21 protein-coding genes and 1 pseudogene are annotated in these 21,125 nt (G+C 71.6%); 9 read left to right on the top strand and 13 right to left on the bottom strand.

Annotated features, from left to right (window positions below; translation table 11 throughout):
* From ACGFIE_RS13180 to ACGFIE_RS13155, 6 genes and pseudogenes are all read right to left on the bottom strand, one after another.
* Positions 1–843 (bottom strand): annotated as a pseudogene (locus ACGFIE_RS13180) (hypothetical protein); the annotation flags it as partial.
* Between the two features lie 81 nt (positions 844–924).
* Positions 925–1,188 (bottom strand): hypothetical protein, encoded by a 264-nt coding sequence (locus ACGFIE_RS13175; RefSeq protein ID WP_363679012.1) that lies wholly within the window; start codon positions 1,186–1,188, stop codon positions 925–927.
* A complete protein-coding gene (locus ACGFIE_RS13170) occupies positions 1,189–1,323 on the bottom strand; it encodes a hypothetical protein (RefSeq protein WP_363679010.1) in 135 nt (44 codons plus the stop codon).
* Between the two features lie 220 nt (positions 1,324–1,543).
* Complete coding sequence (locus ACGFIE_RS13165) at positions 1,544–2,509, bottom strand: N-acetylmuramoyl-L-alanine amidase (RefSeq protein WP_393294142.1); 966 nt, start codon at positions 2,507–2,509, stop codon at positions 1,544–1,546.
* 1 nt (position 2,510) lies between these two features.
* Positions 2,511–2,666: a hypothetical protein gene (locus tag ACGFIE_RS13160; protein ID WP_358160927.1), complete on the bottom strand. Its 156-nt coding sequence runs from the start codon at positions 2,664–2,666 to the stop codon at positions 2,511–2,513.
* A gap of 124 nt (positions 2,667–2,790) precedes the next feature.
* Positions 2,791–3,579: an aldo/keto reductase gene (locus ACGFIE_RS13155; protein WP_363679004.1), complete on the bottom strand. Its 789-nt coding sequence runs from the start codon at positions 3,577–3,579 to the stop codon at positions 2,791–2,793.
* 94 nt (positions 3,580–3,673) lie between these two features.
* Between ACGFIE_RS13155 and ACGFIE_RS13150 the strand changes: the two genes are divergently transcribed.
* Both ACGFIE_RS13150 and ACGFIE_RS13145 read left to right on the top strand, forming a co-directional pair.
* The gene (locus ACGFIE_RS13150) at positions 3,674–4,723 is read left to right on the top strand and encodes a DNA polymerase ligase N-terminal domain-containing protein (protein ID WP_393294139.1); all 1,050 of its coding nucleotides are present in this window, start codon (positions 3,674–3,676) and stop codon (positions 4,721–4,723) included.
* A 14-nt stretch (positions 4,724–4,737) separates the two neighbouring features.
* A complete protein-coding gene (locus tag ACGFIE_RS13145) occupies positions 4,738–5,928 on the top strand; it encodes a threonine synthase (RefSeq protein ID WP_393294137.1) in 1,191 nt (396 codons plus the stop codon).
* 31 nt (positions 5,929–5,959) lie between these two features.
* On the opposite strand, the gene ACGFIE_RS13140 is transcribed toward ACGFIE_RS13145, so the two are convergent.
* Both ACGFIE_RS13140 and ACGFIE_RS13135 read right to left on the bottom strand, forming a co-directional pair.
* Positions 5,960–7,756: a glycoside hydrolase family 15 protein gene (locus ACGFIE_RS13140; RefSeq protein WP_393294135.1), complete on the bottom strand. Its 1,797-nt coding sequence runs from the start codon at positions 7,754–7,756 to the stop codon at positions 5,960–5,962.
* Positions 7,757–7,798: 42 nt separating this feature from the next.
* Positions 7,799–8,191 carry a cupin domain-containing protein gene (locus ACGFIE_RS13135; RefSeq protein ID WP_363678998.1) on the bottom strand — a complete coding sequence of 131 codons (393 nt, stop codon included), beginning with the start codon at positions 8,189–8,191 and terminating at the stop codon, positions 7,799–7,801.
* A 316-nt stretch (positions 8,192–8,507) separates the two neighbouring features.
* On the opposite strand from ACGFIE_RS13135, the gene ACGFIE_RS13130 reads away from it, so the two are divergent.
* The gene (locus ACGFIE_RS13130) at positions 8,508–9,578 is read left to right on the top strand and encodes a hypothetical protein (RefSeq protein ID WP_393294133.1); all 1,071 of its coding nucleotides are present in this window, start codon (positions 8,508–8,510) and stop codon (positions 9,576–9,578) included.
* A gap of 106 nt (positions 9,579–9,684) precedes the next feature.
* Here the strand turns inward: ACGFIE_RS13130 and ACGFIE_RS13125 are convergent, their stop codons facing one another.
* Entirely contained in the window at positions 9,685–9,966 is a 282-nt protein-coding gene (locus ACGFIE_RS13125) for an adhesin (protein WP_363678994.1), read from the bottom strand.
* A gap of 275 nt (positions 9,967–10,241) precedes the next feature.
* On the opposite strand from ACGFIE_RS13125, the gene ACGFIE_RS13120 reads away from it, so the two are divergent.
* Both ACGFIE_RS13120 and dacB read left to right on the top strand, forming a co-directional pair.
* Complete coding sequence (locus tag ACGFIE_RS13120; protein WP_363678992.1) at positions 10,242–10,958, top strand: aquaporin; 717 nt, start codon at positions 10,242–10,244, stop codon at positions 10,956–10,958.
* Between the two features lie 67 nt (positions 10,959–11,025).
* The gene (gene dacB, locus ACGFIE_RS13115; protein ID WP_393294130.1) at positions 11,026–12,609 is read left to right on the top strand and encodes a D-alanyl-D-alanine carboxypeptidase/D-alanyl-D-alanine-endopeptidase; all 1,584 of its coding nucleotides are present in this window, start codon (positions 11,026–11,028) and stop codon (positions 12,607–12,609) included.
* A gap of 8 nt (positions 12,610–12,617) precedes the next feature.
* On the opposite strand, the gene ACGFIE_RS13110 is transcribed toward dacB, so the two are convergent.
* The 3 genes from ACGFIE_RS13110 to ACGFIE_RS13100 form a co-directional block, all read right to left on the bottom strand.
* Positions 12,618–12,947: a hypothetical protein gene (locus ACGFIE_RS13110; RefSeq protein ID WP_393294128.1), complete on the bottom strand. Its 330-nt coding sequence runs from the start codon at positions 12,945–12,947 to the stop codon at positions 12,618–12,620.
* A gap of 99 nt (positions 12,948–13,046) precedes the next feature.
* On the bottom strand, positions 13,047–14,012 hold the full coding sequence (locus ACGFIE_RS13105) for a hypothetical protein (RefSeq protein WP_393294126.1): 966 nt from the start codon (positions 14,010–14,012) through the stop codon (positions 13,047–13,049).
* A gap of 187 nt (positions 14,013–14,199) precedes the next feature.
* On the bottom strand, positions 14,200–14,793 hold the full coding sequence (locus ACGFIE_RS13100; RefSeq protein WP_363678984.1) for a pentapeptide repeat-containing protein: 594 nt from the start codon (positions 14,791–14,793) through the stop codon (positions 14,200–14,202).
* A gap of 96 nt (positions 14,794–14,889) precedes the next feature.
* On the opposite strand from ACGFIE_RS13100, the gene ACGFIE_RS13095 reads away from it, so the two are divergent.
* Together ACGFIE_RS13095 and ACGFIE_RS13090 are read left to right on the top strand one after the other, a co-directional pair.
* Positions 14,890–16,122: a serine hydrolase domain-containing protein gene (locus ACGFIE_RS13095; RefSeq protein ID WP_393294124.1), complete on the top strand. Its 1,233-nt coding sequence runs from the start codon at positions 14,890–14,892 to the stop codon at positions 16,120–16,122.
* 53 nt (positions 16,123–16,175) lie between these two features.
* Complete coding sequence (locus tag ACGFIE_RS13090) at positions 16,176–16,817, top strand: NAD(P)-dependent oxidoreductase (protein WP_393294122.1); 642 nt, start codon at positions 16,176–16,178, stop codon at positions 16,815–16,817.
* A gap of 286 nt (positions 16,818–17,103) precedes the next feature.
* Here ACGFIE_RS13090 and ACGFIE_RS13085 read toward each other — a convergent pair whose 3' ends face one another.
* Positions 17,104–17,568, bottom strand: coding sequence for a PPOX class F420-dependent oxidoreductase (locus ACGFIE_RS13085; protein WP_393294120.1), 465 nt, complete (start codon positions 17,566–17,568; stop codon positions 17,104–17,106).
* A 119-nt stretch (positions 17,569–17,687) separates the two neighbouring features.
* On the opposite strand from ACGFIE_RS13085, the gene ACGFIE_RS13080 reads away from it, so the two are divergent.
* Both ACGFIE_RS13080 and ACGFIE_RS13075 read left to right on the top strand, forming a co-directional pair.
* Complete coding sequence (locus ACGFIE_RS13080; protein WP_393294118.1) at positions 17,688–18,497, top strand: ABC transporter ATP-binding protein; 810 nt, start codon at positions 17,688–17,690, stop codon at positions 18,495–18,497.
* Positions 18,491–21,100 (top strand): ABC transporter permease, encoded by a 2,610-nt coding sequence (locus tag ACGFIE_RS13075; RefSeq protein WP_393294116.1) that lies wholly within the window; start codon positions 18,491–18,493, stop codon positions 21,098–21,100. The genes ACGFIE_RS13080 and ACGFIE_RS13075 overlap by 7 nt, the downstream gene beginning before the upstream one ends.
* Positions 21,101–21,125: the final 25 nt, after the last annotated feature.

Here is a 21,125-nt window from a genome sequence, read left to right as displayed (position 1 = left end):
GGTGGTGCCGTTCGTCAGGTAGAAGGTCGACGTGCCCGGCCGGAACACACCCACGGTGTCCTTGCCGTCGTTGTCCCAGTCACCGGAGACCGGGATGTCGCCCGAGGGGCCGTGACCGAATTTGAAGATGGACGTGGCGTCCCCGCCGTTGATGTTGCGAAGGTAGAACGTCGAGTTGCTCGGCCGGAAGACGCCGACGGTCTCGACGCCGTCGCCATCCCAGTCACCCGAGATCGGCACGTCCTCCGAGCCTGGGCCGACCGGGTTGGCGGACCACCACGAGGTGCGCTTGTTCGCACCCGACCAGCTGAAGCTGAAGTGGATGTGGTCGGTGTGCGGGATCTCTCCGGTGTAGGGCTGCCAGCCGGCGGACGGATCGTAGGCCCGCCACTGCTGCTTGTTCCAGATGATGTACATGATGCCGAGTCGGCGGGCCATGGCGTGCTTGTTGCCGTACTGGTCGGTGGCGAGCAGCCAGTTGATCAAGTCGTCGGCCTGGGCCCGCTCGGCGCTGTCGTTCACGTCGAAGCCGTAGTCGAGCGCCCGGCCCTCCTTGTGTTCGCTCGTGTCGCCCGCGTCGCAGTCCCGGGAGATGCCCCAGTCGCGGTCGCCGTAGGTCGACTTCAGCAGGTCCTTGAAGTCGACCACCCCGGGCTTGTTGGTCGGGTCGCAGATCTCCTGGCCCTGGTAGGAGGCGTAGCCGTCGATGGCGGAACTGAAGACGGGCGTGGGCGGCGCGGCCATTGCCGTGCTGGGGGCGCTGGCCACCGCGGCGATGGTGGCGAGGGTGACACCGAGCAATCCGGTGACGGCACGACGCATGGCGATTGTCTTTCCGAACATTCCACTCCTTAAAGCGGTTTTGGTGGGCACGGTTCAGCGCGGCGACGTTTGTCGAAACGTCGTCGAGTCAGGCCAATTCACTTACTGTCGAATCTCCCAGCCCCGCAGTGCGGGGGCGGTAAGCGTCCGTTCGAGGAGACCAACGGCCGTCAGGAGTGGGCACTGCCCACCGGTGGTGCGGAGAAAGAGGACGACTGTCGCGTGGTCGTCGAAGACCCGCACCCGCAGATACTCCAGTTGGTCGCCAGGATCGGCGTGAGTCCAGATCAGATCACTGACCTGTTCCGGTGCGATCGCGACACCGACGGGTTCGGCCGGCCTCAGCTCGGCCTTGAACAGGCGCACTCATCCCCACTCACTTCCCCCGTCGATCGCAGGAGCCGCGGAGCCGGCGGCGGTCGGCCCGAGCGCCGACGAACGGGCGGCCATCGACAGCACTCCCTGGTTCGTCGCCGTGGCCACTGTTGACGCCTGCCGCATCTGCACTCCTTGGCCTTGTCTTCGCCGTGCTCGTTCAGCCCGGTAGGACAAGGATGGCCGCGGCCGGCGCGGAAGTCACCGGTCGGGCGCTGGCAGCAAGGTGCACGTCCGCTAGGTGCCAACCCCGCCGGGCCAGAGGAAAGCCCTCGACGCCGGAAGGGAGGTGCGCTGCCGGGTGGACAGCGCACCTCCCTTCCGTCGGCGACCGGCGCCCTTCGGATCAGATCCGGGTGAGGCGTACGGCGTCGGCGATCACCAGGCCGGTGGCGTTGCTCCAGCGGCTCACCGCCACCCGGTTGGCGTCCCCCGCCGGCAGCGCGAAGGTACCCAGGACCCGCCACTGCCCGCCGGTGACCCGCTGGTCCACGTACACCGTCTTGTTGCCGGTGGTGGTGGCGACGATGTACGGCGTGGCGCTGTTGTAGCCGCTGTTCGTCGGCCACCAGGCCTCGACCCGGTAGTTGCCGGTCGCCGGCACGTTGAACCGGTACCAGGCGGGGTCGCTGGCGGCGACCGGGTCGGCGTAGCGGTAGTCGGCGCCGTACCGCTGGCTGGAGAACGTCGAGACGCCCCAGTTCGCGCTGGCGGTGAACCGGCCCGAGGTCGTGTTGTCCACAGTCGACGACCAGGCCGTGCCGCCGCCGGCCATCTTCGCCGCCACGTCCGCGCGCATCACGTTCAGGTCGATGAAGGACGGGTCGATCTTGCCGGTGGTGCTGGTTTCCCGGTGCCCCCGGGCGTAGCTGCTGTCCCGGCCGAGCCGGGTGAGTACGGCGGCGGTGGCGGCGATCGACGCGTTGTACTGCGCGGTGGTCATCTGCTGGTCGACACCGTTGTAGTCGATCTCCCACCCGATCATGAGGGTGTTGCCGTCTCCGGCGGGGATGGGGCCGCTGCCGCCGCTGACCCCGGCGTGGTTGCAGCGGCCGGCGGAGATGACGTGGAAGACGCCGTTGTAGTCGACGAGCGCCTGACAGAGCGGGCCGGCCAGGTCGGAGCGGCCGTTGATACAGATGCCGAGCGCCGGGTGCGGGTTGCTGGCGCTGGAGGTCGAGGCGGTGTGGTGCCAGAGCACCCCGATCGGGTCGAACGAGCCGGGCCGCATCCGGTTGAGCCAGTCGCCCTCGACGACGACCTGGACCCCGGCGCCGCGCAGCACGTCCACGAGCCATCCGATGGTCGCCATATCAGGAGTCCTGCAACAGGTCGGCCAGGCACTCGGCCTTCGGTGCGGCGCTCGCCGGGGCCGGTCGGACGGCGACTGTGGTAAGCGCGGCGGCCACCAGGGCGGGGATGCCGAGCACCCCACGGCGGCGCAGACGGACGGACGGGGATCGGGCCATGGCGGTCCTCCAGCGGCGAGGGCTTCACACGCATCGACGTACGTGATGACGGCACGCTATACCGTCATGAGCGTCGATGTCGATAGCCTTCACCTGCCGGGCGCGCTGTGAAGGAATCCGCCGTTCAGGCGTCGCCGAGCGCGTCGATGTCGCGCATCTCCTCCGCCGTCAACGAGAAGTGGAAGACGTCGAAGTTGGCGCTGATCCGCTCCGGCGTCACCGACTTCGGAATCACCACGATCTCGTGGTCGATGTGCCACCGCAGCACCACCTGCGCCGGTGAGACGCCGTGCGCCGCCGCGATCCTGGTCAGCACCGGATCGCTGAGGTCGCTGGTCTTGAACGGGCTGTACCCCTCCAGCACCACGCCCCGGTCCCGGTGCTCGGCGTGCCGCTGCCTGTCGTACAGCGCGGGGCTCCACCGGATCTGGTTGACCGCCGGGTTCTCCTCCGTCGACTGGATCAACTCGTCGATCTCGCCCGTGCTGTAGTTGCTGACCCCGACGGCGCGGGTCAGGTTCTCGTCCCGGGCGGCCAGCAACTCACGCCACAGCGGAATGCTGTCCGCCGGCGACGACGGCGGCCAGTGGATCAACCAGAGGTCCACCTGGTCGACGCCGAGCGCCTCCAGGCTGGCCTGCAACGTCTCGCGCTCCCGGCCCGTCCGGTCCGGCGGGAGCTTGGTGGTGATGAAGACGTCCTCGCGACGCAGCCCGCTCTCCTGGACCGCCCGGCCGACCTCCCGCTCGTTGCCGTACACCGTGGCGGTGTCGAGGTGGCGGTAGCCGGTGTCGAGCGCGGCCAGCACCGCGTCGTAACCCGCCTGGCCGGTGGCCTGCCAGGTGCCGAAGCCGAGCAGGGGCATCCGCACGTCACCCGGGAGCAGGGCGGTGGGCTGGTCGCTGAGGTCCATGAGGTCCGTTCTACCCCGCCGCGCCCCCGGACGCCGAGCGAACCGGACACTCCGGTGGTCAGCGCAATGGGTCGGTTTGCCGGAGAATGCCGGTGTGACGGACCGGCTGGAGGAGTACCGGCGTCGGCGCGACGCGGCCCGCACGCCCGAGCCCGTGCCGGAGCGCGGCCCCACGACGACGGGGTCCGACGAGAGCGCCGGGCGCTTCGTCATCCAGCAGCACCACGCGCGCAGCCTGCACTGGGACCTGCGGTTGGAGCACGAGGGCGTGCTCGCGTCCTGGGCGGTGCCCCGAGGTCTGCCCCGCGACCCGGGCCGCAACCACCTCGCTGTCCACACCGAAGATCACCCGATGGAGTACCTGGACTTCTCCGGCGAGATCCCCGCCGGCGAGTACGGGGGCGGTCGGATGGTCATCCACGACCGGGGCACGTTCCGCTGCGAGAAGTGGCGCGACGACGAGGTCATCGTGACGCTCTCCGGTGACCGCACCGCCGGCCGCTACGCGCTGTTCGCCACCGGTGGCCGGGACTGGATGATCCGCCGCACCGATCCCCCGCCGCCGGGTTGGACGCCGATGCCCGAGCTGATCCGCCCGATGCACACCACGCCCGCCGCCGGGCTGCCCCGCGACCACGACGCGTGGGGGTACGAGCTGCGCTGGGACGGGGTTCGGGCGATGGCGTACGTCTCCGGCGGGAGGTTGCGGTTGCTCTCCGAGACCGACCAGGAGATCACCGGCGGTTACCCGTGGTTGCGCGCGCTGGCCGAGGCGCTCGCACCCACCGAGGCGGTGCTCGACGGCGTGCTGGTCCGCGTCGACGGCTCCGGCCGGGTGCGACCCGCTCGCCCCGCCAGCGGTGGCCGGGTCCCGGCCGGTGCGGCGTACCTGCTCGTCGACCTGCTGTGGTTGGAGGGCGTGAGCAGCGTCGACGTCCCGTACGCGCAACGCCGGGAACTGCTCGATGGACTGGCGTTGGCCGGTACGCACTGGCAGACTCCGCCGTGGTTTCCCGGTGCCGGCAACGACGCCCTCCGCACCGGGCGGGAGCAGGGGCTGCCCGGGGTGGTCGCCAAGCGGCTGGACTCGGTCTACGAGCCGGGCCGGCGCAGCCGACGGTGGCTGAGCATCGACGCGGCCTGACGGCGAGGAGCGACGTGTACCTGACCCACCTGGACTGCCCACGCTGCGGCCTGGAGTACGCCGCCGACAAGCTGCAGAACCTCTGCGAGTGCGGCTCGCCACTGCTGGCCCGCTACGACCTGCCGGCGGTGGCGAAGGCGGTCACCCCGGAGCGTTTCGGTCTGCGCCCGGCCGACCTGTGGCGGTACCGGGAACTGCTGCCCGTCGCCGATCCCCGGCACGTCACCACGCTCGGTGAGGGCTGGACGCCGCTGCTGCGCACCCCGTCGTACGGCGCGGAGATCGGCATCGCGGACCTGATGGTCAAGGACGAGGGGTTGATCCCGACCGGCTCGTTCAAGGCGCGCGGCGCGGCGGTCGGCGTGAGTCGAGCTCACGAGTTGGGCGTCGAGCGGATCGCGATGCCCACCAACGGCAACGCCGGTTCGGCATGGGCGACGTACGCGGCGCGCGCCGGGATGGGCGCCACGATCGTGATGCCGCTGGCGGCGCCGACCATCTGCCGTCGCGAGTGCGTGGCCGCCGGAGCCGACCTGCGCCTGGTGGATGGACTGATCAGCGACGCGGGCCGCCGGGTGGCCGAGCTGATCGCCGAGTCCGATGGGGCGATCTTCGACGCCGGCACGCTGCGCGAGCCCTACCGGCTGGAGGGCAAGAAGACGATGGGGTACGAGATCGTCGAGCAGCTCGGCTGGCAGGTGCCCGACGTGATCATCTATCCGACGGGTGGCGGGGTCGGCCTGATCGGTATCCACAAGGCGCTGCACGAGATGCGCGAGTTGGGCTGGGTCGGCGACAAACTGCCCCGGCTGGTGGCGGTGCAGTCGACCGGCTGCGCTCCGATCGTGCGGGCCTTCGCCGCCGGCGAGTCCCGGGCCCGGCCGTGGGAGGACGCGCACACGGTGGCGTTCGGCATCACCGTGCCGTCCCCGTTGGGCGACGAGCTGATCCTGGCCGCGCTGCGGGCGTCCGCCGGCACCGCGGTCGCCGTCGACGACGCCGAGATCCTGGCCGACCTGCGCGACTTCGCGGCCCACGAGGGTCTGCTGCTCTGCCCGGAGGGCGCGGCCTGCCTGACCTCGGCGCGGCAGCTGCGCGCCGGTGGCTGGATCCGCGCCGGGGAACGGGTGGTGGTGCTCAACACCGGCGCGGGGCTGAAGTATCCGGAGACGGTCGACGTCTCCGGCGTACCCGTGCTGGCCTGAGCGGTAGTCGCCGGCTTTCCGGGCGAGCCGGTCAGAAGCTCTCCGGATCGGTCAGCCGCCAGGCCGCGTTGATCAGCCCGATGTGCGACAGCGCCTGCGGCGTGTTGCCGAGCTGCGCGCCGCTGGTCAGGTCGATCTGCTCGCTGAACAGGCCCACATCGTTGGCGTTGCCCACCACCCGTTCGAACAGCTCCTCGGCCCGGTGCTGCTCACCCGCCATCACCAGGCACTCCACCAGCCAGAACGAGCACAGCAGGAACCCGGCCGGGTCGGTCGTCCACCGCCGGACCAGCCCGTCGTCCGTGCCCAGCTCCCGCTCCACCACCGCGATCGTCGACCGCATACGCGGATCGGTGGCCGGCAGGAAGTGCGCCACCGGTAGCGCCAGCACCGAGGCGTCCAGCTCCGCCGAGCCGAACGCGCCGGTGAACGCGCCGATCCGGTCGTTCCACCCCTCGCGCAGCACCGCCGCGCGGATCTCGTCGCGTACGCCGGCCCAGCGACGCGTGTCGGCCCGATCACCGAGCCGGTCGGCGAGCCCCACCGCGCGGTCCATGGCCAACCAGCAGGAAACCTTCGAGGAGAGGTAGTGCCGTTCCTCGTCCCGGGTCTCCCACATGCCCCGGTCCGGCAGATGCCAGGTCGAGGCGACCTGCTCGGTCAGTCCGAGCACCATCTCCCGCAGCTCCTCCTCGAACGGGGTGCCGAGGTAGTCGCGCAGCCTCCACACCGCCGACATCACCTCACCCGGCACGTCGAGCTGCCGCTGCCGCCAGGCGTCGTTGCCGATCCGCACCGGCCGGCTGTCGTGGTATCCGCGCACGTGATGGCAGTGGTGCTCGGAGACGTCGCGTTCGCCCTCCACGCCGAAGACCACAGGCACCGGCTCGTCACCGACCCGGCCGATCGACCGGGCCACCCAGGCGAACAGCCGCGACGTCTCGTCCGGGCAGGCCGCCACCCACAGTGCGCGCATGGTCAGCGAGAAGTCCCGCAGCCAGGAGTAGCGGTAGTCGTAGTTGCGATCGCCGCCGATCCGCTCCGGCAACGAGGTGGTCAGGGCCGCGATCACCGCCCCGCTCCGGGCGTACGTGAGGCCGCCGAGCACCGTCGCGCTGTGCCGCACCAGCTCGGGGTAGCGGCCGGAGTACCCGTGCGTCTCCCGGAACGCCTCCCACGCCCGCGTCGTCTCGGCGAGGGCGGCCAGCGGATCCAGCCGGACGGGCGGCGTCCCGTACGTCTGCCCGAACGCCACGTCCATCCCGACGACCTGGCCGGCGGAGATCTCGAACTCGTGGGTCACCCGGTCCCGACCGGCCCGCAGCGGCAGGTCGCCGGCGCGCAGCACCAGCACCACCGGGCCGGCGCCGGCCAGCACCGCGCCGCCGGGCTGCTCGTGCAGGTACGGCGTGAGCAGCCCGTCCTCCGGGCGGGGGGCGAAGTCCAGCGCCATCCGGACCCGCCCGGACAGGCCCTCGACCACCCGGATGAGCACGGCGGGTGAGTTCTTGCCCAGGTCGTGGGCGCGGGCGCCGATCTCGGCGGCGAGCGCGTCCGTCACCGCCACGCTGCCCTGCGGAGTGTGGTGCACCGTGCGCAGCACAAGCGTGTCCGGCCGGTACGCACGCTCGACCCGGTAGCCGGGGCCTCCGGCGCCAACCGGCGCCAACCGGAAGTGCCCCCCGTTCGGGTCGAGCAGCCGCCCGAACACCGAAGCGCTGTCGAACCGCTGCGGGCACCACCAGTCGATCGAACCGTCCCTGCCGACAAGCGCGCCGGAGCGGGAGTCCGACAGGAATCCGTAGTCGGAGATCGGCGGCTGCTGCACCCGCGGGGCGTACCCGCTCCGGCCGGGATCAGACCGCAGCCGTCACGCGGTCGGCGGCTCGTCCTCGCCGGCCTCCTCGGCCCTGTCGGCCTCCTCCTTGGTGTGGTGCACGGCCTGGTCGGCGTGCTCGGGAGGGCCGTAGACGGTGTAGAGCACCAGCGGGTTCGGGCCGGTGTTGACGAAGTTGTGCTTCGTTCCGGACGGTACGACGACCAGGTCGCCCGCGACGACCTCCTTCGTGGCCCCGGCGACCCGGGCCTCGCCGGTCCCGCTGACGAAGGTCAGGATCTGGTCGATCCCCTCGTGCACCTCCTCGCCGATCTCCCCGCCCGGCGGAATGGTCATGATCACCAGCTGGGTGTGCTCGCCGGTCCACAGCACCCGCCGGAAGTCCGGGCTCTTCTCGGCGACGGTCGCGATAGTGAAATGCTCCATGGCCTGCTCATACCCCGTTCGCTCGCGCGTCACGCCGGGACTGGCAGATGGTGGAATTCCCCACGGTCGGCAGGTTTGGATTATCTCCGAGCGGGGATCGACAAACCCAGACCGGCGCGAGCGGCCGGTCGAGCCAGGTCCCCGCCGGCGTACCGCCGAACGGCTGCGGTGGTGGGAGACGGCCAGAGCGCGGCGACGTTCCGACCACTGTCGAAGCGGCGCCGTGCGCTCTTTTCAGTCGCCGAACCGACAGCCGGGCAGCGGATTTTCGACCCGAAACCTGTGGACGTATGCGAATGCCTGACTACATTGAGGTATGGTGCCCGCCCCCGGGGGCCGGGCGGCGGAACCTGTCTACCGCCCCATCCTCGCCAGCCGCCGACGCGGCGAGCTGGAAGCGTTGAACCACCTCGACCCGGCCGTCGCCCCGCTACTCGCCCCGATCCTGGAGATCAGCGCCGTCGATCGCTCCACCACTGATGCTCTGCGCCGGCTTCCGGTCGGTCTGCTGCCAGCCGTCGACGTCACCGCCCTGCCCGACTCGCCCGACACTGAGCTGGCCGGGTGGGGCGTACCGCTGATGCCCGTCATCGGGCTCGCGGAGGGTGACCGGCGGCTGGTCGCGCACGGGACGGCGACCCGGGCGTACGCGCGGGGGGCGCTGGTCCGGCTGCGCACCGCGCACGACCGGGCGGGGCCGGACGCGGACACGACAGCCGTCGAGCGGATCTGGCGACTCACCGGCCTCGCGCCGGAGGAATGCGACCTGCTGGTGGACGCCGGCGACGTGTGCTGCCCGGCGGACGTGCGGGTGGCCGAACCGCGGGTACGCCGGCTGCTGGACTGGGCCCGTCGCCACGCCTGGCGCTCGGCGACAGTGGCGGCCGGCGGCATGCCGCCGACGCTGTCCCGGCTGCCCGTGGACGAGCCGGTCCGGCTGGACCGCTGGGACTGGCAGCTCTGGCGGCGGCTGGCCGACGTCGGGGTGGACTACGGCGACTACGGTGTCGGGCCGGCGCTGTCGGACTCCGGCGATCCCGGCGACCGGATGCCCACCGTGCGCTACACCGCCGACGACTGTTGGTGGGTCTACCGCTGGTCACGTCGGGGCGGCCGGGGGGACGACCGCTTCGCCGACCTGTGTCGCACACTGGTGTCGGCGCCGCACTGGTCGAGCACCGGGGCCGCCCTCTCCTGGGGCGACCACGAGTTGCTGCGCCGCGCCCGCCGGGGCGCCGGCGCCGGGTCGATCGCCACCTGGACGGCGTGGAGCACGTCGCACCACCTGGCACACGTGCTCGCCGCGCTGTCCCGACCGGACGACACCACCGGGCCCGGGTGGAACCCCCGGTCGGGCCCGCCGCAGCGAGGGCGATCGCTGCGGTGAGAACCGCCCAGGAGGCGTTGCGGTGAGAACCGCCCAGGAGGCGTTGCGGTGAGAACCGCCCAGGAGGCGTTGCAGTGAGAACCGCCCAGGAAACGCTGCTTACCGGCTACTGCTGCTCGGTGAACCCGAACTGGATGATTCCCTCGTCGTCGACTGTGGCGTCCACCGAGGCGTCGCCCAGCAGCTCGGCGGCGTCCGGGTCGAGGAAGATCCGGGCGCCCTGGTTGTCGACGACGTGGTCGCCCTGCGCCGGCTCGGGCACCAGTTCCACGGTGAGCGATCCGGCGTCGGCGTCGGCGGCGATCCGGACACCACCGTCCTCGGCCACGTCCTGCTGGTTGGCCAGGTCACGGATGACGAGCACGGCGTTGTCGGTCATGGTGAGCATTTGCGGAACTCCTCGTGGATTCTCGGCTCGCGGTCGGTTGGCGCGCGGACCGGACAGTCGGCCCGCGTACGAGCGCGCGTGGGAGGCGACGGGAGGGACGGACGGTCATCGCCGTCGCATCGAATCGGGGCAGCTGAAGGGCCCCGTCCCTTCCCACGGTGCCCGCCACCAGGCGATCCGTCAAATAGAGCCGGATCAGTCGAGCGCGGGGACAGGGGCCGACCGACACCCGGATTCCCCCACCGTTTTGCCCGAATCATCCTTACGCTGAGTGAATGGATGACGCTCGTCGTGCTGGCGCCGAGTTCCTCGGCACCCTGCTGCTGGTGTTCTTCGGCGTGGGCGCGGCCGTCGCCGCGCGGATCCAGGGTGGCGTGGTGGTCGTCGCGCTGGCCTTCGGGTTCGTCATGCTGGCCCTCGTCTACACGATCGGCCCCCTGTCCGGCAGTCACGTCAATCCGGCGGTGACGCTCGGCGTGCTGCTGTCCGGCAAGATCACGCTGATCGGCGCGGTGGCCTACTGGGTCGCCCAGTTCGTCGGCGCGACAGTGGCCGGTTTTTTGCTCTGGGCGCTGACCCGCTGGGGTGACGTGGCGGACCAGACCGGGGCGCTGGGCTCGAACGGGTACGGCGCGCACATCAACCGGGGCGGCGCCGCCGTGCTGGAAATCGTGCTGACCTTCCTCTTCGTCCTGGTCGTCCTGGTCGTGACGAGCCGCAGCGAGAATCCGGGCGTCGCGGGCGTCGCCATCGGGTTGGCCCTGGCCGCCACCCAACTGGTCGGCGTGACGCTTACCGGCGCGGCGGTCAACCCGGCCCGCGCCTTCGGGCCGGCTGTCTTCCAGGGTGGCACCGCTCTCCGCCAACTCTGGGTGTTCATCGTCTTCCCGCTGCTCGGCGGGGCTCTCGCCGCGTTGGTGGCACCGCTGGTTATGGGCGCGCAGCGGCACTACTGGGGTGGGCACGACAGGTCGGTCGGCGGACCGAAGTAGACGCCGACGGCAATAACCTTCGACCGAGGCTCTTTTCTGGCGATTACCTCCGTGACAGCATCGGCGCATGCATCGTCGTCTCTTTCCGCACGCTGCCGCGCTGCTCGCGCTGGCCGTCACCGCGGCCACCGTCGGCGCGTCCGGCGCCACCGCCGAGTCGCCCACCCCCGCGACGACCCGGCTGCACGCCACCATCGACACGATCCTCGCCGACAGCCGGCTGGCCGGCGCGCAGACCTCGGTGGTCGTCGTCGACACGAACACCGGGCAGACCCTCTACGACCGCAACGGCGACCGGCGGCTGGTCCCGGCGTCCAACACCAAGCTGCTGACCTCGACCGCCGCCCTGGAGTTGCTCGGCCCGGGGCACCACTTCAGCACCGACGTCCACACCACGGGCAAGCGCCGCGCCGGGCTGCTCTCCGGCAACCTCTACCTGCGCGGCGGCGGCGACCCGACCATGCTCGCGGCCGACTACGACGCCCTCGCCGCGCAGGTCGCCGCCGACGGCGTCCGGGTCGTCACAGGCAACCTGGTAGCCGACGACACCCGCTACGACCGCACCCGGCTGGGCCCCGACTGGACCTGGGACGACGAGCCCTACTACTACGCCGCGCAGGTCTCCGCGCTCACCGTCGCACCGGACACCGACTACGACGCGGGCACCGTGATCGTGCACGCCGCGCCCGCCGACCGGGCCGGCGCCAGGCCGGTGGTCAGCACCACGCCGTCGACCGGGTACGTCCACATCGACAATCGCGCCGAGACGGTGAGCGAGGGCGACACCTCGATCTCCATCGAGCGCGAGCACGGTGGCAACACGATCGTGGTGACCGGCCAGATCGCCGTCGGCGACGAGCCCGCCAGCGACTGGGTGACCGTCTGGGAGCCCAGCGGCTACGCGGCAGAGGTCTTCCGGGCGGCGCTACGCCGGCACGGCGTACGGGTGCTCGGCCGGACGGTGCTCGGCGAGCCCACCCCGGAGGCGGCCCAGCAGGTGGCGCGGCACGACTCGATGAGCCTGGGTGAGCTGATGACGCCGTTTCTCAAGCTCTCCAACAACGGGCACGCCGAGGTCCTGACCAAGGAGATCGGTCGGGTGCTGTCCGGCGCGGGCACCTGGTCCGCCGGTCTCACGGCGATAAGCGAGTACGTCGCCGACACCGGAATGGACACCGAGACGCTGCGCCAGCGCGACGGCTCGGGACTGTCCCGCCGAAATCTGGTGCCGGCGACGGAGTTCGTCGACCTCCTGGCCGCCGTGCGGGCCGAGCCCTGGTTCGCCACCTGGTACGCGGCGCTGCCCATCGCCGGGCAGCCGGAACGGTTCGTCGGTGGCACGCTGCGCAGCCGCATGGCCGGCACCCCGGCGGCGGGCAACGTGCACGCGAAGACCGGCAGCCTCACCGGCGTCTCCGCGCTGTCCGGCTACGTCACCAGCGCGGACGGTCACCTGCTGGCGTTCTCCATCCTGCTGAACAACTACCTGACGGCGTCGGTCAAGCCGCTGGAGGACCAGATCGCCGTGGCGCTGGCCGGCCATCGGGAGGACGCGGCGAGCGCGGCCCGGGTCGCGCCGCCCGCGGTGCCGGAGACGCCGCGTACGCCGGAGGGCGTCGAGTGTTCCTGGGTCAAGCCGATCACCTGCTGAACGGCTGGTCAGGCCGGACGGTCCGGTGTGTGGGGCACCGCCGTGGGGTCGCCGCGCTCGATGAGCGCGGCGATCTCGGCGGCGCGCAGTCCGCGCAGCGCCAGCACCTGGGTGCCCCATCGGTGCAGCCGGCACGGGTGTGGGCTGGCGTCGTTGCGGCAGACCACACCGCCGGACCAGCGCCGCGGTGCGTGCACCACCACCGCACGCACCGCGAACTGGGCGTCCTCGCCCGTCACGTACGGCGGCAGGGGAATGTCGCGGAGCACCTCGCCGGGCAGGTCGTCGGCACCGGAGGAGACGACGGGACGGACGCGGTGGGCGGTACTGCTGCTCATCTGCGGGTCCTCCACAGTGGAAGGTGAGACGGGGACCACAGAAAGTTACGTCGCTGTCGACCGAGGGCGACGGACAAACTGTCCCGCACCCCGCCCGGTTCAGCGCAGCGCGACGGCCTGGAGCCCGACGTTGCCGCAGCGCTCGGTGAAGACCTTCTCGACGGTCCAGGTCAGCACCAGCCGGGCGTTCTTCGGCAACTCGAACCGGATGGTGAACACCGCGCTCTGGCTGGTGTACGGGTCCTCCAGGCGTGCGGTGCCGACCGGCCCGCCGGTGGACAGGCGCGCGTCCAGCCGACCCCGGGCCATCCAGATCCCGGCGTAGAGCTGGACGGTACGCGGCGCCCCGCTGCCGACGACCGCCAGCGTGAACCCGTTGCCCACACCACAGGTGTAGACACCGTGGGAACTGCCACTGTCGAACCGCTCGGGCGTGCCGTCGGACCAGCGGACGACCTCCTGGTTGCCATCCCAGCCGATCCGGTTGCCCCTCCCACCTCCGTCGACGATCTCGCCGGATCCGGAGCGCTTGCGGACGGTCGAGGTGCCGCCGCGCAGGCCCCAGTGCATCCAGTCGCGAACGCCCACGGCGGTGAGGTCGACCTCGGCGGGCACCTCGGCACGGCTCACCGACAGCAGCGAGGCGCCCGGCCTTTTCGGCGGCGGGGCGGGCGTGCTCGTCGACGGGGTCGGTTCGGGCGAGGGCGGCCGTTCCCGGGGGCGCAGGCCGGGCAGCGCCGGCCCGGCGTCGCTGGCGTGCCCGTCGGCAGCCGGGAAGGCCGTCGGTCGAGTGGCCCCGGCGGGTACGCCACCCGCGCCACCGACCGGGCCACCGGCCGATTCCGGGCCGGACCGTGTGCCGAGGTACGCGACGAGCAGCACGAGGCAGACGAGCGCGCCGAGTCCCTCCAACGCCCAGCGCCGCCGCTGCCGGGCACGGGCGAGCCGGCGCAGCATGCGGCCGTTCAGCCCGGTGGCGACGGAGCCCGGCCGGTGCGACGCGGGTCGCCCGGTCGGCTCGTCTCCGGCCCGCGCACCATCCCGCGTACGGTCCTCGTCCGCCACCGACCCCTCCACTCCGCCGCCCGGCCGCCACGGCACGCGACGGATCGACCGTCCACTGTGGGCCGCTCAGGTTCGCACCGGCGTGGTCGACACGCTAAATCGGGACAGGCTGGCCTGTCCAGTCCGGATCGGGACGGTATGGGACGTCCGACGGTCTCGTGGCAGATCGACGGAGAGCGAGCCCGTGTCAGCCGATCCGGAAGCCGAGCGCCTGCGCGATGACGAGAGCCTGCTCGGCGTCGACGATGGCGCCGGCCCGTTCGACAGACGTCGGGTCCAGCGCCGTGAGATCGCTGCGCCGCAGGTCAGCACCGCCCAGACGGCAGTTGTGCAGCTGCGCACCGGAGAGGTCGACGCCGGCCACCGTGGCGCCGGTGAGGTTGGCGCCGGTCAGGTCGGCCTCGCGCATCCGCACGCCGCTCAGCCAGACGGCGCGCAGGTCCGCGCCGGGCAGCGCGACGAACGACCAGTCGCCGCCGTCGACCCGCAGCGGGCGAAGCTCGCACTGGACGAAGGTGCTCCCGACCAGCTTGCAGCCTGTGAACTCGGCCTCGAAGAAGTTGCACCGCCGGAAGACACAGCGGGTGAACGCCGAGTCGAGGTGCCGGGACGCGTTGAACTGCACGTTACCGAACGTGCAGCCGGTGAAGACCGCGCCACGGGTCACCGCCTCGGTCAGGTCCACGTCGAAGAACTCGCACGCCACGAACTGGCGGTCGGTCAGCTCCTCGGCGTACCAGTCCTCGTGGCGGAAGGTCACGTCCTCGGTCAACTCCGGCATCCGGCCAGGCTAGTGCCGCCCACCGACGCCCTCGGGGCGGCCCGTCGAAGGCGGCCCCCTTCCGGTGGTGGCGTACCGGCGAGTAGGTTCGGCGACGTGAGTGTGGCTCGGAACAGGGACCCGGATCAGATCGGTTTCGACCCGGCACGGCTGGCGCGGATCGACGACCACTTCGGCAGGTACGTCGACGACGGCCGGTTGGCGGGCTGGCAGGTGGTGGTCACCCGGGGCGGCGAGGTGGCGCACTCCTCGACGTACGGCCTGGCCGACCGCGAGTCGGGCGCCCCGGTCGGGGCCGACACGCTCTGGCGGATCTACTCGATGACCAAGCCGGTCACCTCGGTCGCCGCCATGATGCTGTGGGAGGAGGGCCGCTTCGAGCTGACCGACGAGATCAGCCGCTGGCTGCCCGAGTTCGCCGACCTGCGGGTCTACTCGAAGGGCTCGGCGCTCAAGCCGTACACCGTGCCGGCCGGCGAGCCGATCCGGGTCTGGCATCTGCTCACCCACACCGCCGGCCTGACGTACGGCTTCATGCAGACCTCGGTGGTCGACGGGCTCTACCGGGCGGCCGGCTACGACCTGTACCCGCCGGCGGACGTCGACCTGGCCGGCGCCTGCGCGGCCTTCGGCGAGCTGCCCCTGCTCTTCCAGCCCGGCACGGCGTGGGGCTACTCGGTCGCCACGGACGTGCTCGGCCGGCTGGTCGAGGTGGTCTCCGGGCAGACCCTGGACGCCTTCTTCGCCGAGAAGATCTTCGGCCCGCTGGGCATGACGGACACCCGCTGGTGGGTCGAGGGCGACGAGGCCGAGCGGCTGGCCGCGCTCTACGCGCCCGATCCGCGCAGTGGGCGGGCGGTCCGCTACGACCGGCTCGGCGCGCTCGCTCACCACAAGCCCGGCCTGCTCTCCGGCGGCGGTGGCCTGATCTCCAGCGCCGCCGACTACCACCGGTTCACCCAGATGCTGCTGCGCGGCGGCGAGTTGGACGGCGTACGCCTGCTCGGGCAGCGCACGGTGCGTTTCATGACCCGCAACCACCTGCCCGGCGGGCAGGATCTGGGCACCCTGTCCACCGGCGGCTTCGCCGAGACCACCCTCGACGGGATCGGCTTCGGTCTCGGCTTCGCGGTGGTCGAGGACCCGATCCCGAGCCGGGTGCCGAGCAGCGTCGGCGAGTACTACTGGGGTGGGGTCGCCAGCACGGCCTTCTGGGTGGACCCGGCGGAGGAGATCACCGCGCTGCTGTTCACCCAGCTCATGCCGTCGAGCACGTACCCGCTGCGCTCCCAACTGCGCCAGCTCGTCTACGCGGCCCTCGCCGGGTGACCGGGATCGCCGTTCCGCCGACGGGTGGGCGACCCGGTCCCTAGCCTGAGCTGGTGAGCACCATTGTCGTGTTTGGCGCGGGCGGCACCGCCGGGTCGCGGGTCACCGCCGAGGCGGTCGACCGAGGGCACCGGGTGATCGCCGCGGTCCGCCGCCCGGAGGCCACCTCGTACCTGCCGGCCGGGGTACGGACCGTCACCGGCGACGCCACAAGCGAGCGCAGTGTCCGGGAGTTGGCGCCGGACGCGGACGCGCTGGTGGTGGCGATCGGCGGCGGCGAGCGCGGGCTGTGGCGCGACGCGGCGGAGAACCTGGTCACCACGCTGCGGTCGGTGCCGTCCCCGCCGCGGATCATCCACCTGGGCGGCGGCTCGACCCTGCTCACCCCGCGTGGCACCCGCATCCTGGACGAGCCGGACTTCCCGGAGCAGTACCGGGACGCGGCCCTGGGCCAGGCCGACGCCCTGGACTACTACCGCACCGCCGCCGACGGGGTGAGCTGGACCTACGTGTCGCCGCCGCCACTGGAGTTCCACCCGGGCGAGCGCACCGGGCACTACCGCACCGGCACCGACGAGCCCGTCACCGACGACCAGGGCCGGTCGGTGCTCACCTACGAGGACCTGGCTGTCGCGATCGTGGACGAGATCGAGCAGCCCCGGTACGTCGACGCGCGCTTCACCGCCGCGTACTGACCATCGCGGCAACCGACGGTCGGGGCCGAGGAACCTACCTCCCCTCGCCCCCTGTAGAGCTGCCCCAGAGATGGGGCAGACGCGGGAGCAACCCGCAGAGGACAAGGACAGCGCGCGGCGAGCAGCACAGCACCCGCACGCGGCGGACACGCCACCCTCGTCGTCCGCCCCATATCCGGGGCAGCTCTACAGCACGCCAACCCACCCGGTGGGTGCGGACGCGTTCGGTTGATCGAGCGCCGCCGGACCTGGGGTGGCGCTCACCGCCGCGTACCGAGAAGGGGCGTCAGTCGGCGAGGCGGGCCGGGAAGCCGCCGGTGGCGATGGGACCCCAGGCGTCGATGGTGACCCGGATCAACGACTTGCCCTGGCGCACCATGGCCGCCCGGTAGTCGTCCCAGTCCGGGTGCTCGCCGGAGATGCTGCGGAAGTACTCCACCAACGGCTCCAGCGCCTCGGGCAGGTCCAGCACCTCGGCGGTGCCGTCGAGCTGCACCCACGGGCCGTTCCAGTCGTCGGAGAGCACGCAGGCCGAGACTCGGGGGTCACGACGAATGTTTGTCACCTTCGCCCGCTCGGGATAGGTGGACACGACGAGCCGGCCCTCGCCGTCGATGCCGGCGGAGACCGGCGAGGACTGCGGGCGGCCGTCGGCCCGGGTGGTCATCAGCACGACACGGTGCCGAGGCCGGATGAAGTCGAGCAGGGTGTCCCGGTCGACCCGGGTGTTCTTCGCGATGCTGCGCGCCATTCCCCGTTCCTACCAGGGGCCGAGGGCCGCGGAACACCGGGGCACTACCGCCAGCTGTACCCCTTTTCCGGTGGCGTGCGGTATCGGCCAGGGCCGCCGCCGTTCCTAGCATCGGACGCATGAGACCAAACAGGGAGCCGTCGGACCGGCGCGTCCCACCCGCGGAGACCGCCGCGGCCGGCTCCCTGCAGACCCGTGCGGCGCCGGCAGCGGTGTACCTGGAGTCGGTGTCGAAGGAGTACGGGTCGGGGAGGAACGCGGTACGGGCCCTCGACGCGGTGACAGCCGCGTTCCCGCGCGGCACCTTCACCGCCGTCATGGGCCCGTCCGGGTCGGGCAAGAGCACATTTCTGAACTGCGCGGCCGGCCTGGACCGGCCGACGTCGGGCCGGGTCATGCTTGGTGACACGGAGCTTTCCAGCCGGTCGGAGCGCGAGCTGACCGAGCTGCGACGCGACCGGATCGGGTTCGTCTTCCAGGCGTACAACCTGCTCGGGGCGTTGACCGTCGAGGAGAACGTCACGCTGCCGCTGCGGCTGGCGGACCGGAAGACCGATCAGGCGTTCCTGCGGGAAGTGCTGACCGCTGTCGGCCTCGGCGAGCAGGTCAAGCGGCGGCCGAACGAGCTTTCCGGCGGTCAGCAGCAGCGGGTCGCGGTGGCCCGCGCGCTGATCACGCACCCGGATGTGGTCGTCGCGGACGAGCCGACCGGCGCGCTGGACACCCGGTCCAGCAAGCAGGTTCTGGAACTGCTGCGACACATCGTCGACGACATGGGGCAGACGGTGCTCATGGTCACCCACGACCCGGTTGCCGCCTCCTTCGCCGACTCGGTTGTGTTCCTCGCCGACGGCAGGATCGCGGGCCAGCTGACCCGACCCAACACGGAGCAGATCGCGTCGCGTATGACGCACCTGGGCGAATGGTGATCCGCCGCATCCGGCGGCTGGTCCGCCTCGTGGTGCCGTACCCCAGAGATCTGTCGCTGGCGTGGAGCACGATCAAGGGGCGCAAGGGCGGCTTCGTCGGCTCCTTCGTCGCGATCGCCGCGGGTTCGGCGGTCATCACCGCCTGCGGGACCCTGCTGGTGTCCGGGCTCGGCACCGGCGTTGCCCCCGAGCGCTACTCGGGGACGGCTGTGGTTCTCGGCGGTCAGCAGTCGTTCCGGCTGGACGAGACCTCCCAGGTCCGCTACAGCGAGCGCGTCACGCTGCCCGTCGACAAGGTCGCCGCCGTCGCCGCGGTGCCCGGTGTTCGGTCAGCGATCGGAGACGTCAACGTCGAGGTCAGCGTGCTGACCTCCAACGGCGACACGGTGCCCGGCCCGGACGGCTTCCCGGTGTTCGGGCACGGCTGGTCCGCCGCGGCGCTCGCGCCGTTCCGGGTCCGCGACGGCCGGGCGCCCGCCGCGCCCGACGAAGTCGTGCTCGACGCCGACCTCGCCGCGCGCGGCGGCGTGTCGCTCGACGAGACCGTGCGCCTCGTGGTCGGCTCGATCCCATCGTCCTATCGCGTGGTGGGCACGGCCGCCATCCAGGGGAACGGGTTGGATCGGCAGTCCGCCGTGTTCGTCACCGACGATCAGGCGGCCAGGCTGTCCGGCCGTCCGGACCGGGTGGACGCGGTCGGCGTGCTCGCGGCGCCCGGAGCCACCCCGGAGCAGTTGGCCGAGCGCATCACGGCCGCCGTACCGGGCGTGCTGGCGCACACCGGCACGGGACGCGGCGACGTGGAGTTCCTGGACGTGGGCGCTGCCCGCAGTCTGGTGGTGGAGACGGCCGCGTCGTTCGGCGGCACCATGGTGCTGATCGTGGTGTTCGTGGTGGCGAGCACCCTCGCACTGTCGGTGCGGCAGCGCAGACGAGAACTGGCCCTGCTACGTGCCATCGGCGCGACACCTCAGCAGATCCACTGGATGATCGGCGCCGAGATGACAGTCGTGTCGTCGGTGGGCGCCGTGGTCGGCGCGGTGCCCGGCGTGGCGCTCGCATTCGTCATGCGCGGCGTGTTCGTCCTCGCGGGCGTGATGCCCCCGGACTTCCGGATGCGGGTGGGGTTGCTGCCCGTCCTGGCCTCGCTGGTGTTGTGCATGACGAGCGCCCGGCTTGCCGGCTGGCTGGTCGCGCGGCGGGTGGCCAAGGTCAGCCCGGTCGAGGCTCTCGGTGACGCCACGGTCGAGCCCACGAAGATCGGCTGGGTTCGGTTGATCATCGGCGTCGTCCTCATTCCGCTCGGGCTGCTGCTGACGTTCGGCAATGCCGTGTCACCGGGCGACTCGGCCGCCGACACGGCCGGGAGCGCGGTCCTGGTGTTCGTCGTGGCGCTCGGATGTCTTGGACCCCAACTGCTTCGGGGCGCCATCGTGCTGTTCGGCTCGCGCCTCAACCGGCAGTCCACGGCCAGCGGGTTCCTCGCCCAGGCCAACGCGCGGACCAACTCGAAGCGGTTCAGTTCGGCGACCATTCCGCTGGCCATGGGCGTGACCCTGGCCGCCGTGCAGGTGTTCGGCGCCTCCACGGCGATCGCGGGGGCGCAGCACCAACTCGAGGACGGCCTGCGGGCCGACCACGTGCTGACCGCGTCGTCCGGTGCCGGGGTGTCTCCCGGAGTCGCGGATGCCGTGCGCGGCGTGCCCGGCGTCGCAGTGGTGACGCCGGTGGCCCGGATGCAGGTGCTGTTGACCTTCCCGTCCGAGGACAGCACCGCGACCAAGGTCTTCGCCGCCCAGGGCGTGGAGCCCGAACGGCTCTCCGAAACCATGGATCTCGCGGTGGACCAGGGCGACATCGCGGAACTGCACGGCGAGGCGGTGGCACTGAGCAGAGTCGCCGCGCAGACCGTCCGAGCGAGAGTCGGCGGGACTGTCGACCTCCGGCTCGGCGACGGCACGCTTGTCGCGCCACGGGTGGTGGCGATCTACGAGAACGGCCTGGGTTTCGGTGATGTCGTCCTGCCCAACGACCTCGTCGTGCCCCACACCACCGCGCGGGTGGACGCCGCGGTGCTGATCCGATCGGTGGACGGGACCGACCCGCAGTCGCTCGCCGACGCGCTGCGTGGCGTCGTCGCACGCTACCCGACGGTTCAGGTCGGGGACCGGCAGACGTTCCTGGCCGCCCCGGGGCTCGGCGGCTCGGGTGACTGGGCGCTGAACCTGCTGTTCCAGACGGTACTACTCGGCTACATCGCCATCGCCGTGGTGAACACTCTCGTGATGGCCACGACGGCGCGGGTTCGCGAGTTCGCGATGCTGCAACTCATCGGCGCCAGCCGGAACCAGCTCCACGCGATGATGAACGGCGAGGCCAGGCTCGTGGTCTTTTCGGCACTGCTGTTCGGTTCGTTGGCAACGATCCCACCTCTGATCGGCATCAGCCTCGGACTGACGCAGTCGCCCGTTCCGAGCATCTCCCTTACCGGGCTCAGCGCGATCGTGGCGATCACCGTCGCGCTCTCCTGGGGTGCGATCAGAGTGGCCACCCGGTACGCGTTGCGACAGGCGCCTGTCGACGCGATCGGCGGTCGTGAGTGAGCAAACGATGGAGGCGGGGCCGGAT

This window comes from Micromonospora sp. NPDC049275, from assembly GCF_043197115.1.
Lineage (GTDB): Bacteria > Actinomycetota > Actinomycetes > Mycobacteriales > Micromonosporaceae > Micromonospora.
This window is presented reverse-complemented; position numbering and strand designations above follow the sequence as displayed.